The following is a 14,335-nucleotide window of genomic DNA, read 5'->3' as shown; positions in this document are numbered from 1 at the left end:
GCCCTCGGCTGCGGGGCGAGGGGGGTGCCGCGCGCCGTCCGGGCGGGGGCGTGACAGGGTGATCGGGTGACCGACTCCGTACCCTCCGGCCAGGCCGCCTCCGACGCCGACCTCGCCGGCCCGACCGATCCGGCCGGCTGGCTGGCCCTGCCGGACGTCGCCGAGCGCCTCGGCCTGTCGATCAGCAAGGTCCACCAGATGATCCGGGACCGCGAGCTGCTCGCCGTGCGCCGCGACGGCGTGCGGCGGGTGCCCGCCGACCTGGTGGCCAACCGCACCGTGCTCAAGCACCTGCCCGGCGTGCTCACCCTGCTCGCCGACGCCGGCTACGACGACGAGGCGGCGCTGCGCTGGCTCTACGAGCCCGACGACACCCTCTCCGGCGGCACCCCAGCGGCCACGCTCGGCGGCGACCACGCCCGCGAGGTGAAGCGCCGCGCCCAGGCACTCGGCTTCTGACCGGTTCCGGCTGCTGGTCTTCGCTCCGGCCGGCGCGGGTCGGCCCGCGTGGCGGGCGGGTCAGTCGGTGCGGCGGGTGGCGGCGATGGCCAGGTCCACCAGCGCCTGCCGGGCCTCGGTCTCCAGGTCGACGGCCGACAGTGCGGCGAGCGCCGTCTCGGTCAGCGCCGCGATCCGCTCCTCCGTGCGGGCCAGCGCGCCGGTCGAGGCGATCAGCTCGCGCAGCCGCGCCACCCCGCCGGCGTCCAGCTCCGGATCGCCGAGCCGGTCGAGCAGCAGCGCGCGGCCCGCGTCGTCGCTCGCCGCCACGGCCGCCGCCACGAGGTACGTCCGCTTGCCCTCGCGCAGGTCGTCGCCGGCCGGCTTGCCGGTCTGCGCCGGGTCGCCGAACACCCCGAGCACGTCGTCGCGGAGCTGGAACGCCTCGCCCAGCGGCAGCCCGTACGCCGAGTAGGCCGCCCGCACGTGGGCGGGCGCGTCGGCCAGCGCCGCGCCGAGCAGCAGCGGGCGCTCGACGGTGTACTTGGCCGACTTGTACCGGGCGACCTTGCCCGCGCGCTCCACCGACGTGTCGCCGGTGGCCTGCGTCAGCACGTCGAGGTACTGCCCGACGGTGACCTCGGTGCGCATCTCGTCGAACACGGGCCGGGCCCGGGCGACGATCCGTGGGTCCAGCCCGGCGGAGTGCAGCAGCTCGTCGGACCAGACGAGGCAGAGGTCGCCGAGCAGGATCGCCGCCGCGTCGCCGAAGCCGTCGGCGTCGCCGCCCCACCCCGCCCCCCGGTGCCGGGCGGCGAAGCGCCGGTGCACCGCCGGCTCGCCGCGCCGGGTGTCCGAACGGTCCATCAGGTCGTCGTGGATCAGCGCGCTGGCCTGCACGAACTCCAGCGCGGCCAGGGCGGTGACCACCTGGTCGGCGTCGCCTCCGCCCGCCCCCCGGAACCCCCAGTACGCGAACGCGGGGCGCAGCCGCTTGCCGCCGCCCAGCACGAACGCCTCGATCGCCTCGGCCACCGGCACCAGGGCCTCGTCGACGGCCGTCAGCCAGGTGCGCTGGCCGGCAAGGAACCCGGCGAGGGCCTTGTCGACCCGTTGCCGCAGGTCGGCGCGGTCGACGGGGGATACGGGAGCAGCGTGGGTCACGCCCCGACGCTATCGGGTCGCCCGCTGGCTGCCGCATCGGCGGTGCGTGGCGTGTCACCGGCCGCTCGTGCAGGCGAGGCGGGGTGTCCGGGCGACGGGATGCCGCCGGGCCGGCGGCCCGGAGTCGGTCCGCCCGGGTGGGTTCGCCGCCGACGGGGCGCGCCGCTCGGCCCGGGTATCGAAAGTTACGACTTGACGAACGGCGTGTTATCGCTCACAGTCGATGGTCAAGGACGACGACGCCTACGGCTACCGGGCAAGCCCGCTTCGTTGGTCTTGATTGGCGTGCGCTAGGCCTGCGTACGTGATGTTAGCGCTCACATCATCGAGCGCGCGGCCGTCCCCGCGCTGCCCATCTCTGGTCATTGGAGGAGGATCATGTCTGCCCTTGGTGGATCGCCATCGATCGCGCCGCCGCCGCAGCGGCGCGGGTGGCTGTCTCGGGTCGTCGCCGCCGGCGTGTCGGCGGTGGTGCTCGGCGTGGCCGCCGCAGCCGCGGTGTCGACGCCCGCCGCCGCGGCGACGGTCGACACGAACGCGTGGTACGTGTTGGTCAACCGCAACAGCGGCAAGGCCCTGGACGTCTACAACCTGGCCACGAGCGACGGCGCGCGGATCACCCAGTGGACGCGCAACAACGGCAACCAGCAGCAGTGGCAGTTCGTGGACTCCGGCGGCGGCTACTACCGGCTGAAGTCGCGGCTGTCCGGCAAGGTGCTGGACGTCTACAACTTCTCCACCGCCAACGGCGGCAGCATCGTGCAGTGGAGCGACCTCAACGGCACGAACCAGCAGTTCCGGTTGGCCGACTCCGACGGTGGCTACGTCCGGTTCATCAACCGGAACAGCAACAAGGTGATCGAGGTGCAGGGCGCGTCGACCGCCGACGGCGGCAACATCGTGCAGTACGACGACTGGAACGGCAGCAACCAGCAGTGGCAGCTCGTCCGCGTCGACGGTGGGACGAACCCCACCACCCCGCCGCCGACGACGCCCCCGCCGGGCGGCACGTGCGACCTGCCGTCGACGTACCGGTGGTCGTCGACCGGCCCGCTGGCGCAGCCGAAGGCCGGCTGGGCGTCACTCAAGGACTTCACCATCGCCCCCTACCAGGGCAAGCAGTTGGTGTACGCCACCACCCACAGCAGCAGCGCCACCGGCGGCTGGGGTTCGATGAACTTCGGCCTTGTCGACAACCTCAACCAGCTCGGCTCGGCCAGCCAGAACACCATGAGCCAGAGCACCGTGGCGCCGTCGCTGTTCTACTTCGCGCCGAAGAACATCTGGGTCCTCGCCCACCAGTGGGGCCCGACGTCGTTCTCGTACCGCACGTCGACCAACCCCGCCAACGCCAACGGCTGGTCGGCCCCGCAGCCCCTGTCGACCGCGACGATCACCGACTCCGGCACCGGCGTGATCGACCAGACGATCATCGGCGACGACCAGAACATGTACCTGTTCTTCGCCGGCGACAACGGCAAGATCTACCGCCAGATCATGCCGATCGGGAACTTCCCGGGCAGCTTCGGCTCCAGCTACACGACCATCATGAGCGACACCTCGGAGAACATCTTCGAGGCGCCGCAGGTCTACAAGGTGCAGGGCCGCAACCAGTACCTGATGATCATCGAGGCCAGGACCAGCTCCTGGGAGCGCTACTTCCGCTCGTTCACGGCGACCAGCCTGAGCGGCACCTGGACGCCGAACGCGACGACCTACAACAACCCGTTCGCGGGCAAGGCCAACAGCGGTGCCACCTGGACCAACGACATCAGCCACGGCGAGCTGCTACGCACCAGCGCGGATCAGACGAACACGATCGACCCGTGCAACTTGCAGCTGCTGTACCAGGGGCGTTCCCCCAGCTCCGACGGCGTCGACTACGGCCTCCTGCCGTACCGGCCGGGTCTGCTGACCCTCCGCCGCTGATCCCATGACCAGGTGAGACAACGAAAGGCGGGCCGGGTTTCCACCAGGCCCGCCTTTCGGTCGAGCGGTGGGTCCGGCGTAGGCCGGGCCCGCCGCTCGACCGTTCGGCGTCAGTGGCGAGTCAGAGGCGGCAGGGCGTCAGGCGGGCCGGCTGCGCCGCCGGGCGGGGCGGGTGGCGTGCCGGGGCGGGCGCAGCCGCTCCGGGCCCCTCGGCCGCAGGCCGGCGCGGGGCGTCGGGCCGCCGGCCGGTGGGCGTGCCGGGGCGGCCGGCAGCGCCCGGTGGCGCGCGCTCCGGGCGTGCCCGGCGGCGTCGGCCAGCAGCTCCACCGGCACGGCCAGGACCACGGCCAGCCAGCCCAGCCAGAAGCCTCCCGGCACCCGGAGCTGCCGCTCCCAGCGGGACACCTCGTGCCGGCTCAGCGTGGGCACGCCCGAGGCGGCGCACAGCTCGGCGGCGAGGGCCTGCTGGCTGCGGCCCCGGGCCCGCCGGAGCCGGGCGAGCAACGGCCCGAGCGGCTCCGGGCCGGGCGGCGTGGTCGGCGTCATGGGTCCTCCGGCAGGGTCGGCGCGAGGGCGGCGTCGACCCGCGCACCAGGCGGGACCGGCGCGCCGCCGGTCGGTGCTGACCCCCGCGCGGGCCCCGTCCGCGCTACCGCCTGTCTACCCCAGGGGTACGACGATCCGCCCGGACCGCCGTCGGCGCGGGGGCTCGGGGCGGTCGCGTCAGGTGGGAAGGCCCTGGGTGCGGTGCGTCCCGACCGCTAGAGTCGGTCCATGGCTCTCGGTCTACCATCGGTCCTCCCCAATCCGCAGCCGGCGATCGGGGAGCTGATCCGTGACCGTCAGCCCACCTTCTCGTTCGAGTTCTTCCCGCCCAAGACAGCCCAGGGCGAGCGGCTGCTGTGGCAGGCGATCCGCGAGCTGGAGCCGCTGCGTCCCTCGTTCGTGTCGATCACCTACGGGGCCGGCGGGTCGACCCGGGACACCACGGTCGCGGTGACCGAGCGGATCGCCACCGAGACCACCCTGCTGCCGATGGCGCACCTCACCGCCGTCAACCACTCCGTCGCCGAGCTGCGCAACGTCATCGGCCGGCTGGCCGGCGTCGGGGTGCGCAACGTGCTGGCCGTGCGGGGCGACCCGCCGGGAGACCCGGGCGGCGAGTGGGTCCGCCACCCCGAGGGGGTGCTCTACGCCGAGGACCTGGTGCGGCTGGTGCGCGACTCCGGTGACTTCAGCGTCGGGGTGGCCGCGTTCCCCTACAAGCACCCCCGCTCACCCGACGTGGCCAGCGACACCGCGCACTTCGTGCGCAAGTGCCGGGCCGGTGCGGAGTTCGCGATCACCCAGATGTTCTTCGACGCCGACGACTACCTGCGGCTGCGGGACCGGGTGGCGGCGGCGGGCTGCGACACCCCGATCCTGGCCGGGGTGATGCCCGTCACCCAGCTCGGCACGATCGAGCGTTCCGTGCAGCTGTCCGGTGCGCCCTTCCCGCCGGCCCTGGCCGCGCGCTTCGCCGAGGTGGCCGACGACCCGGAGGCGGTCCGCCGGCTCGGCATCGAGCAGGCGGCCGAGATGTGCCGGCGGCTGCTCGACGAGGGCGTGCCCGGCATCCACTTCATCACCCTCAACCGCTCCACCGCGACCCGGGAGGTCTGGCAGCAGTTGCAGGTCGGCGCGCGGGTGTGACCCCAGTGGCGCGACACCACGGCGCCGGTGCGACGGTTGTTCCGTGGTGGGCACTTCGCTGAACTGGGACGAGTACGCGACGGCGTGGGCGCGGCTGCACGGCGGCTTCGACCCCCGGGCGGCGGCCCCGGTGGTCCGCGCCTGGCTGCGGTTCGCCTACCACGTCGGTTACGTGCTGGGCCGGCTCCGGGTCACCCCGACCGCCGTCACCGTGGCGGGGGTGCTGCTCTGCCTCTGCGTGCCGCTGTTCGCCGTCCGGCCGGTGAACGGGCCGGTGCTCGCGGCGCTGTTCGTGCTGGCCGCCTCCGTGGCCGACAGCGTCGACGGCGCGGTGGCGGTGGCCACCAACCGCACCACCCGGCTCGGCTACGTCTACGACTCGGTCGCCGACCGGCTCGGCGAGGCCGCCTGGCTGGCCGCGTTCTGGCTGGTGGGCGCGCCGGGGGCGCTGGTCGTCGCCGCCGGCGGGCTGTCCTGGCTGCACGAGTACGTCCGGGCCCGGGCGGTGTCGGCCGGGATGCGGGAGATCGGCGCGGTCACCGTGGGGGAGCGGCCCACCCGGGTCTGCGTGGCCCTGGTCGGGCTGCTGCTGTCCGGCCTGGCCGGGCTGATCGACCCGGACCTGACCGCCGGCACGATCACCATGGCCGCCGCCGTCTGGGTGCTGCTGGCCGGCTTCGGGCTGGGCCAGCTGCTCGCCGCCGTCCGCCGCGCCCTCATCGACGCCGGCTGACCCCTCGTCGAGGCCGGCTGGCCCGCCGCAGCGGGGCGTTAAGAAGGGGCCCCTGCTCTACAGAATGCGTTAACAAGGTGCCCCTCCTTACTCCCAGGCGGGGCCGATGGCGTCGGCGACGATCTGCGCGGAGAGGGCGACCATCGGCAGGCCGCCGCCGGGGTGCCCGGAACCGCCGACCAGCCACAGGCCGGCCACCGGCCCCCGGTTGGCCGGCCGCAGCAGCCCGCCGGCCGTGCCGTAGATCGCCCCGCCGGGCGTGCCGGTGGCGGCGTCCAGGTCGGCCGGGGTGCGCACCTCCCGGAACACCAGCCGGTCGCGCACGTCCACGCCGCGCTCGGCGAGCACGGCGAGGACCCGGTCGGCGTACGCGTCGGCCAGGCCCGGTCGCCGCCAGTCCACCGCGCCCGTGGCGGTGCCGTGGCGGGGCGCGTTGACCAGCACGAACCACGCCTCGTGCCCGTCGGGGCGCACCGCCGGGTCGGCGGCGACGGTGACGAAGACGGTCGGGTCGGGCGCGGGCCGGGCCCGCACGCCCCGCCCGGGGTGGCCGAAGACCGCATCGAACTCGGCGTCGTAGTCGCGCGGGAAGAACACGTTGTGGTGGGCCAGGCCGCTCCCGCCGGCCACCCCGAGCAGCAGCACGAAGCCGGCCAGGCTGCGGTCGGTGAGCCCGGCCAGCCGGCGCGGGCTGGGCAGCAGGTCCCGGTAGAGGGTCAGCGCGTCGACGTTGGCGACCACCACGTCGGCGGGCACGGGCGCGGCGACGCCGGCGAGGCGTACCCCGTGGACCCGGCCGCCCGCCGCGTCGATCCGGGTCACCGCGGCGCTGGTCTGCACGACCACGCCCAGGTCCAGGCAGCGGGTCAGCAGCGCGTCGGCGAGGGTGCCCAGGCCGCCGCGCAGATACCAGCCGCCGAACGCCAGCTCCGCGTACGGGACGGCGACCAGCGCCGCCGGGGCCCGGCGCGGGTCGGCCCCGGCGTAGGTGGCGTACCGGTCCAGCAGCATCCGCAGCCGGGGGTCGGTCAGGTGCCGGCGGCCCAGCCCGCGCAGGGTGCGCCCGGGGGCGATGGCGGCGAGGTCGCCCAGCCGCCAGGCCAGCGCGGCCAGGTCCAGCGGCGAGTCGACGGCCCGGCGCAGGACGTCGCGGTGCGAGGCGTCCCAGACCCGGGCGGCGCGCCGCCACAGCCGCTGCCAGTCCGCGGCGGCCCGGTCGCCGAACGCCGCGCCGACGCGGCCGGCGAACTCGCCCGGGTCGGCGCAGGAGTCGAGGGTGGGCCCGCCGCCGGGGAAGACGTGCCGGACGATCGGGTCCAGCGGGGCCAGGTCGAGATACTCGTCGAGCTTCGCGCCGGTCGCCTCGAACAGGTCGTGGAAGACCTCCGGGAGGGTGAGCAGGCTCGGCCCGGTGTCGAAGTGGAACGCGCCGGCCGGGGTGTCGTGGACGTGCCGGCCGAGCTTGCCGCCGACCGTGCCGGCCTGCTCGAAGACGGTCACCTCGTGCCCGGTGGCGGCCAGCCGGGCGGCGGTGGCCAGCCCACCCACCCCGGCGCCGACGACCACGATCCGCGCCATGACGCGCCCTCCTAGCTGACCGGGCGACCCCGCCAGGACAGGCGGCGTCGCTTTCGCAGATGGTACGACCGCGCGGTCAGCCAGCCGAGGACCACGACCGACACGGGGTGGCCGAGCGCGTCGGGCCACCACCGGCCGCCGGTGGCGCGGGCGCTGACCGCCCGCCCGGCCACCCCGAGCAGCCAGGCCAGCGCCGCCGCCGCCGCGACCGCCGGGACGCCCGCGACCAGGGCGGCCAGCGCCACCAGCGGGGGAGCCGTATAGAGCAGCAGCAGCGCCGCCACCACGGCCGCCGCCGCGGTCGGGTGGCCGAACGAGGCCCACAGCGACTTGGTGTAGCCGTCGCGCAGCTGCGGCCAGTCGTCGTACATCCGGCAGGTGGCCAGCCGGGAGCCGTCGGCCAGGGCGATCCGCCCGCCGGAGCGCTTGACCGCGCGGGCCAGCTCGACGTCCTCCAGCACCCGGTCGGCCACGGCGGCGTGGCCGCCGGCCGCCGCGTAGCCGGCCCGGTCGACCACGAGGAACTGCCCGCCGGCCGCCGCCAGCGACGGCCGCGGCGAGCGCTCCATCGCCCGCAGCGGCAGGAAGGTCAGCCACAGCCACTGCAACAGCGGCTGCACCAGCCGGTCCGCCGGGGTCCGGGTCACGATCTGCGGGTACGCCGACAGCAGCGTCGCCCGCGCGGCGCGCAGCTCGGCGACGGCCGCCGCCACCGCGTAGGGGGCGAGGACGACGTCGGCGTCGACGAAGGCCAGCGCGGTGGCGGCCGGGTCGGCGCGGGCGGCGAGCTGGTGGCAGGCGTGCGGCTTGCCCAGCCAGCCCGGCGGCGGTGCGACGCCGGTGAGCAGCGTGACCCGGTCGTCGCCGCCGGCGACCGCGCGGACCACGTCGGCGGTGCCGTCGGTGGAGCCGTCGTCGAGCACCACGATGCGCAGGCCGGGCACGCCGCGCTGGGCGAGCAGCGCCCGCAGGCACGGGGCGACCCGGCCGGCCTCGTCGCGCAGCGGCAGCAGCACCGCGACGGCCTCGGCGACCTCGACGGGCCCGCCGGCCGGGCGGCGCAGCCACCGGGTCGCGTTGACCCAGGTGTGCGCGGTGAGCGCGGCGACGGCGGCGAGCAGCAGCAGGACGCCGGTCATGCGGTCGCGTCGGCGGGCGGGCCCTGCTGGGGCTGCCGGCTCTGCTGGCTCTGCTGGTCCTGCTGGTCCTGCGGGCCCTGCCGGTCCTGCGGGCCCTGCCGGCGGTGGCGGCCCAGCGCCAGGGCCAGCGGGACGGCGGCGACCGCCATGCCGGCCGCGCCCCACGCCGCCGCCGCGGGCAGGCCGAGGAAGACCGCGTGCGCCAGGATGCTGGAGGCGTACGTCCACAGGTAGAGCGCGAACATCGGGGCGTCGCCGGGGCCCGCCCGGTCGACGGCCGGCCCGGCCAGCGGGCGCAGCGCCGCCATCAGCAGCACCGCGAACAGCAGCCAGCCGAGGTAGTTGCTGACGGGCACCCCGGGCAGGCCGGGCAGCGCCGGGGTGGCGTCCCGCCACACCCAGTAGCCCTCGGCGACCATCTGCGGGTCGAGGAACAGGTCCCAGGCGGCGAGCCCGACGGCGGCGAGGGCCACCCGGGCGACGCCGGGGCCGACGAGCCGGGCCGCCGTGAGCCAGGCGGGCCAGGCCATCCAGGTCCAGGCCAGGGGGATGACCAGCGGCACCCCGGCCAGCTTCGGGCCCAGCTCGCCGGAGTAGTCGTAGCTGCCGAACGGGAAGCCGGTGGCCACCCCGATGGCCTCGATGGCGAAGCCGCCCCCGGTGGCCACCGCGACCAGCGCCGCCGCCGCGCGGGGCCCCCGGGTCAGCAGCGCGTGGCCGACCGAGAGGACGTACCCGAGCACGACGGTGGCCACGGTCAGCCCGGCCCTGGTGGCACCGGCGGTGAGCGGGTAGCAGATCTGGGCCAGGACCAGCGCGCCCAGCCCCACCCAGGGCAGCAGCGGCCGGAGCCCCGGCCGGGTCACGGCGCGGCCGGGCCCGGTGTCGAGGCGGCCGGGCCGGCCGGCGCGGCGGCGGGACCGGCCCGGTCGGCAGGGCTCGCCGCCGCCGGGTCGGCCGGGGTCGGCGGGGTGAGCGGGAGGTCCCGGCCGAGGATGCCGAACGGGCGCTCGTCGCCGGGGAAGTGGAAGTGGCGCAGCACGTCGACGAAGCCGAACCGGCGGTACAGCCGCCAGGCCCGGGAGCGCTGCTCGTCGGCCTCGGGCGTGGAGAGCAGGGTGGTGCTGCCCGGCGCCATGGTGAGCAGCGCGGTGAGCTGCCGGGTGCCCAGGCGGTGCCCCTGGGCGGGCGGCCGGACGTGCAACTCGACCACCTCGAAGCAGTCGGCGAGCCAGCGCCGCCGGGCACCGGCGGTCAGCGCCCGGTGCACCTGGTCGTGCCACCACTGGCCGGGCGTGCCGAGGTAGCCGTACCCGAAGCCGGCCAGGTGCCCCTCGGAGGTGAGGCTGGCCACGGCGCGGAAGCCGGGGCGGCGCACGTGGGTGGCGATGTAGCCGCGCCGCGCCTCCAACAGGTCGGCCCGGTAGTTCATCGCCTCGCCGTAGACGGCCACCACGTCGTCCAGCCGTCGGACCAGGTCGTCCGGCGTCCAGCGCACCAGCCTCATGCCCGCCCATCCTTCGCCGTTGCCGCGTCGCCGTCGGCGACCCACCCCAGCACCGCCCGGTCGCCGACCACGTCGCGCACCTCGAACCGCGCGAAGAGCTCCTCCGCGTACCACCCCGCGGTGGGGGTGCGCGCGATCGCGGCGCGGTGCTCGGGGTGACGGTACGCGAACGCGACGAGGTCCGCCGGGTCGCGCCACACGCTGACCGTGCCCTGCCAGCCCAGCGGGGCCTCGCCGACGCCGAACCGGGCCAGCAGGCCGGGCGCGGCGTGCAGGGCGGCGGCCACCGGCGGGACGGCCCGCCAGAACGTCGCCGCCCGGCGGGCCCGCAGCCGGGCCCGGGTCAGCGCCAGCACCGGACCGGCGACCCGACCGCCGGGCGGCTCGCCGAACGGCCGCCGCCCGGACCACTCGCCCCGGCTGGTCAGCGGGCGCAGGTCGACCCGCGCCGACGAGCAGGCGACGCGGGCCCAGGAGCGGCCCACCGGCGAGGCGTCGAAGGCGGCGGCGTCGGCCACGGAGTCCCAGACGGCGAGGGCCGCCCAGCGGGTCGGGTCGGCGTCGCCGGGGCCGAAGCCGGTGCCCGTCCCGGTGCCGAGCAGCTTGCCGAACCGGACCCCGGTGGTGCGGCGCAGCCGCGCCGGGTGCGTCGCCATCCGGGCCAGCGCGCCGGGCAGGGCCGCCCGGCCGATCCGCCAGACGTGCAGGGTGACCAGCTCGGGGACGCCGCTCACGCCACCTCGGTCGCGGTGCCGCCGGTGATCCGCAGCAGCTCCGCGTACGTCGTGGGGAAGACCGCCTGGGGCACCCCGCCGGCCGCCCAGACCTCGTCGTGGTCCGCCAGGGCCACGTCGACGAGGGTGCGCAGCGGCGTGGGGTGGCCGAGCGGGGCGACCCCGCCGATCGGCTGGCCGGTGTGCGCGCGGACGAACTCGGGGGTGGCCCGGCGCAGGTGGGTGAACCCGAGGTGCGCGGCCAGGCCGGCGACGTCGACCCGGTGCGCGCCGGAGGTGAGCACCAGCAGCGGCGCGTCGTCGGCGGCGAAGACGAGCGAGTTCGCGATGGCGCCGACGGCGACGCCGAGCGCGTCGGCCGCCGCCGCGGCGGTGTGCACCGCCGCGGGCAGCAGGCGGACCTCGCTGGGCCGGCCGGAGCCGTCCCGCGCGCCCGCGGCGTCGAGGGCCGCCTGCACGGCCCGCACGTTCGGGTGTGGCTGCATGCCGCCCATTGTCCCCGCCGCCGCTGCGCCGCTGGCACCCACCCACGCCGCCGGCGGGCTACGCCGCGCCGGCCCACGCCGTCGGTCGGGCGCCCGGCCAGCCCGGGGTGGCCCGGACCTGGCCGTCGGCGGTGGCCTCGACCGGCCCCTTGCGAAGCCCTGTGCGCGTACCGGGAATCCCGGCGGTCAGCGGGCGGCGGCGGGCGCGCCGGTGACCACGGCGTCGGGCGCGGGCGGCACGGTCTGCTGCCCGGGCGGGGCGGCCCGGGCCGACTCGGCCAGCGCCACCCCGAGCAGCACCAGCGCGCCGCCGCCGAGCTGGGCGGCGTTGAGCGCCTCGCCCGCGCCGATGACGACCCAGGCGACCGCCGCGGCGAGCACCGGCTCCACCATGCCGACGATCCCGACGCTGGTCGCGGGCAGGTGCCGCATCGCGCCGGCCACCAGCAGGTACGGCACGACGGAGCCGAGCACCACCACGTACGCGCAGAGCAGCGCGACCGGCACGCCCCCGGCGCGGCCGGTCAGCGGCTCCCAGCCCCCGACGCCGGCGGTGACCGCCCGGGTGAGCAGCCCGGCCACGGCGGACCCGCCGAACGCCCAGGTGCACAGCGACAGGGTGTCCCGGCCCTGCACGCCCCGCGCCCCGAGCACGTAGTAGCCGGCCAGGAAGACCGCCGCGCCCACGCCGGCGAGCACGCCGAGGCCGTCCAGCCGCAGCCCACCCCACACCTCGGCCACGCAGCCCAGCCCGGCGAGGCTCAGCGCCAGGCCGACCCAGAGCCGGGGGCGGACCCGGTGCCGCTGGCCGAACCGGGCCCAGAGGGCGACCAGCAGCGGGGCGGAGTATTCGAACAGCAGGCCGATCCCGACCGGCAGCCGGGAGATGGCGACGAAGTAGAGCATCGGCACCAGGAAGAAGCCGGTCAGGCCGTAGCCGAGCAGCAGCGGGAGCTGCCGGGCGGTGACCCTCAGCCGGCGCGCCCCCGGACGCAGCGCGACGCTGAGCAGCAGCAGGATGGCGACCGCGCCCAGAGCCCGCAACAGGGTCAGCTGCTGCGCGTTGAGGCCGGCCCGGAGCACCAGCTTGGAGACCGTGCCGTTGACGGCGAACAGGGCTCCCGAGCCGAGCACCATCGCGACACCGAGGGCGGGGCGGGGAGTCGTCACCAGCAGAGGCTAGCGCCGCCGTGGGTTTCGGCACGCAGGCCGCCGCACGTTGCGTTTTCGTCGGGCGCGGGGTGTACTGTCAGCAGCAGTTAGAACGAGTGTTCGATTGCCTCGAACGCCCGTTCCAACAGCCCGGGACGGTGTTTCGCGGCGCCGGTCCCGGGCGGTGCGGCTCCGCGGGCCGCACCTGGGTCCCGGGCAGTCGCGAGTCCGGGCCCGTCAGGCAGGAGCGTCGCCCGCCGCCCACGACCCCCGGGCGGCGGGCGACGAACCCGCCGGTCGCCGGCCGGGTGTGGTGTGGGGAAGCGTCCACACCCGGCCGGCCCCACCCGGTGCGTCTTCCTCCGCACCACCCGACCCGGCCCGTGCCGGCGGCCCCGGCCGCCGCGTCCGGCCCCGGCCACGTGGAGGAGACAGCCCATGCCGACCAACCCGGCCCAGCCACCGACGGTGCCGGCGCACGTGCTGCCGAACCGCACCCCGGCGCAGCTCCTCGCGGTGGCCCGCCAAGGGCTGGCGGAGGCCGCCCGCACCCGCCCCGACGGCCTGCGCTACGCCGCGGCCCACCTCGCCGCCCTCCGCGCCGCCGCGGCCGTGCTCGCCGCCCGCGCCCGCCCCGCGCCGACTCGGCGACACCGCATCACCAGCGTCTGGGTCCTGCTCTGCGCCGTCGCCCCCGAGTTGGACGAGTGGGCCGCCTACTTCGCCGCCGGTGCGGGCAAGCGCGCCGCCGCCGAGGCCGGCATCCCCCGGGTGGTCAGCGCCCGCCAGGCCGACGACCTGCTCCGGGCGGCCGAGCAGTTCGTGACGGTGGTGGAGACCTCCCTCGGGCTGGCCCACCAGCCGGCGCTCGACGGCCTCGCCGCCTGACCGCCACCCGGCACTTCGAGCACTTCGAGCGACATCCCGCACTCCGACAACGACGGGCGAGGCACGACAGGGGGTAGGTCCGATGGCGGGCCGCATGGTGGTCGGTTCCGCCGCACTGGCCGGCCTGGTCCGTCCGGCGAGCGCGCCGGACCCGGCCGGGGCGCACCGGATGCTGCCGGTGGTCCCCGAGCTGACCGGCCTGCTGCCCAGCCGGGGGCTGCGCCGGGGCAGCACGATCGCGGTCGCCGCCGGCGAGCCCCGGCGCAGCGGCGGCACCTCCCTGGTGCTGGCGCTGCTCGCCGAGGCGTCCCGGGCCGGCTCGTGGTGCGCCGTGGTGGGGGTGCCGACCTTCGGCGCGGGGGCGGCGGCCGAGGCCGGCATCGCCCTGGACCGGCTCGCCCTGGTGCCGCAGCCCGGGCCGGACTGGCCCACCGTCGTCGCCGCCCTGATCGACGGGGTGGACGTGGTGGTCGCCGCCGTGCCGGCCACCGTCTCCGCCTCCGTGGCCAACCGGCTGGCCGCCCGGGCGCGGCAGCGCGGCAGCGTGCTCGTCCCGTACGGCCGGTGGGACGGCGCGGACGTCACGTTGCAGGTGGTGCGGGGCGTCTGGGAGGGGCTGGGCCAGGGCCGGGGCCGGCTGCGGCGGCGCGAGGTCACCATCTGCGCGCGGGGGCGTGGCGCGGCGGCCCGGCCCAAGGAGATCAAGGTGTGGCTCCCCGGCGCCGCGCTCACCCGGGTCATCCCCCGCCCGCCCGTCGCGTCGGGCGTCTCCGCCACCGGCCGCTCGGCCGCCGGCCGGCTCCGCCCCGTCCCGCCGTCGGCCGCGCCGCTGCGGTCGTCCGATGTGCCGTGGTCGTCCGAGTCGCCGCCGTCGCCCGCCGCGTCGCCACTGTCGT

At 76.7% G+C, this 14,335-nt stretch carries 13 protein-coding genes and 2 pseudogenes; 6 read left to right on the top strand and 9 right to left on the bottom strand.

The window, feature by feature from the left end:
- The first annotated feature begins 66 nt into the window (after positions 1–66).
- Positions 67–459: an Rv2175c family DNA-binding protein gene (locus tag ACFYWL_RS17800; RefSeq protein WP_386973727.1), complete on the top strand. Its 393-nt coding sequence runs from the start codon at positions 67–69 to the stop codon at positions 457–459.
- A 60-nt stretch (positions 460–519) separates the two neighbouring features.
- Here ACFYWL_RS17800 and ACFYWL_RS17795 read toward each other — a convergent pair whose 3' ends face one another.
- Entirely contained in the window at positions 520–1,602 is a 1,083-nt protein-coding gene (locus tag ACFYWL_RS17795) for a polyprenyl synthetase family protein (RefSeq protein WP_386973725.1), read from the bottom strand.
- A 378-nt stretch (positions 1,603–1,980) separates the two neighbouring features.
- Between ACFYWL_RS17795 and ACFYWL_RS17790 the strand changes: the two genes are divergently transcribed.
- Positions 1,981–3,531, top strand: a complete 1,551-nt coding sequence (locus ACFYWL_RS17790; protein ID WP_386973723.1) for a non-reducing end alpha-L-arabinofuranosidase family hydrolase — start codon at positions 1,981–1,983, stop codon at positions 3,529–3,531.
- A 138-nt stretch (positions 3,532–3,669) separates the two neighbouring features.
- Here ACFYWL_RS17790 and ACFYWL_RS17785 read toward each other — a convergent pair whose 3' ends face one another.
- On the bottom strand, positions 3,670–4,077 hold the full coding sequence (locus ACFYWL_RS17785; RefSeq protein ID WP_386973721.1) for a helix-turn-helix domain-containing protein: 408 nt from the start codon (positions 4,075–4,077) through the stop codon (positions 3,670–3,672).
- A 228-nt stretch (positions 4,078–4,305) separates the two neighbouring features.
- Between ACFYWL_RS17785 and metF the strand changes: the two genes are divergently transcribed.
- Positions 4,306–5,223, top strand: a complete 918-nt coding sequence (metF, locus tag ACFYWL_RS17780) for a methylenetetrahydrofolate reductase [NAD(P)H] (RefSeq protein ID WP_386973719.1) — start codon at positions 4,306–4,308, stop codon at positions 5,221–5,223.
- A 43-nt stretch (positions 5,224–5,266) separates the two neighbouring features.
- Positions 5,267–5,956, top strand: a complete 690-nt coding sequence (locus ACFYWL_RS17775; protein ID WP_386973717.1) for a CDP-alcohol phosphatidyltransferase family protein — start codon at positions 5,267–5,269, stop codon at positions 5,954–5,956.
- Between the two features lie 87 nt (positions 5,957–6,043).
- Here the strand turns inward: ACFYWL_RS17775 and ACFYWL_RS17770 are convergent, their stop codons facing one another.
- The 7 genes and pseudogenes from ACFYWL_RS17770 to ACFYWL_RS17740 all read right to left on the bottom strand — a co-directional run bounded on the left by ACFYWL_RS17770 (position 6,044) and on the right by ACFYWL_RS17740 (position 12,569).
- Positions 6,044–7,534, bottom strand: a complete 1,491-nt coding sequence (locus ACFYWL_RS17770) for a phytoene desaturase family protein (protein ID WP_386973715.1) — start codon at positions 7,532–7,534, stop codon at positions 6,044–6,046.
- An 11-nt stretch (positions 7,535–7,545) separates the two neighbouring features.
- Positions 7,546–8,673, bottom strand: coding sequence for a glycosyltransferase (locus tag ACFYWL_RS17765; protein WP_386973713.1), 1,128 nt, complete (start codon positions 8,671–8,673; stop codon positions 7,546–7,548).
- Positions 8,670–9,539, bottom strand: coding sequence for a carotenoid biosynthesis protein (locus ACFYWL_RS17760; RefSeq protein WP_386973711.1), 870 nt, complete (start codon positions 9,537–9,539; stop codon positions 8,670–8,672). The genes ACFYWL_RS17765 and ACFYWL_RS17760 overlap by 4 nt, the downstream gene beginning before the upstream one ends.
- Before the next feature lie 74 nt (positions 9,540–9,613).
- A pseudogene (locus tag ACFYWL_RS17755) lies at positions 9,614–10,180 on the bottom strand (GNAT family N-acetyltransferase); the annotation flags it as partial.
- Positions 10,177–10,914 carry a monooxygenase gene (locus ACFYWL_RS17750; protein ID WP_386973710.1) on the bottom strand — a complete coding sequence of 246 codons (738 nt, stop codon included), beginning with the start codon at positions 10,912–10,914 and terminating at the stop codon, positions 10,177–10,179. The gene ACFYWL_RS17750 and the pseudogene ACFYWL_RS17755, both read right to left, overlap by 4 nt.
- Positions 10,911–11,399: a YbaK/EbsC family protein gene (locus ACFYWL_RS17745; protein WP_386973707.1), complete on the bottom strand. Its 489-nt coding sequence runs from the start codon at positions 11,397–11,399 to the stop codon at positions 10,911–10,913. The genes ACFYWL_RS17750 and ACFYWL_RS17745 overlap by 4 nt, the downstream gene beginning before the upstream one ends.
- A gap of 186 nt (positions 11,400–11,585) precedes the next feature.
- Entirely contained in the window at positions 11,586–12,569 is a 984-nt protein-coding gene (locus ACFYWL_RS17740) for a DMT family transporter (RefSeq protein WP_386973705.1), read from the bottom strand.
- A gap of 420 nt (positions 12,570–12,989) precedes the next feature.
- On the opposite strand from ACFYWL_RS17740, the gene ACFYWL_RS17735 reads away from it, so the two are divergent.
- Together ACFYWL_RS17735 and ACFYWL_RS17730 are read left to right on the top strand one after the other, a co-directional pair.
- The gene (locus ACFYWL_RS17735; protein ID WP_386973703.1) at positions 12,990–13,439 is read left to right on the top strand and encodes an SAV_6107 family HEPN domain-containing protein; all 450 of its coding nucleotides are present in this window, start codon (positions 12,990–12,992) and stop codon (positions 13,437–13,439) included.
- Between the two features lie 82 nt (positions 13,440–13,521).
- A pseudogene (locus ACFYWL_RS17730) lies at positions 13,522–14,259 on the top strand (hypothetical protein); the annotation flags it as partial.
- Positions 14,260–14,335 lie beyond the last annotated feature (76 nt).

The sequence above is a fragment of the Micromonospora sp. NPDC002575 genome (genome assembly GCF_042889525.1).
In the GTDB taxonomy this organism is placed as follows: Bacteria; Actinomycetota; Actinomycetes; order Mycobacteriales; family Micromonosporaceae; genus Micromonospora; species Micromonospora carbonacea.
The sequence above is the reverse complement of the archived record's forward strand: the minus strand, read 5'-3'. Positions and strand labels throughout refer to the sequence as shown.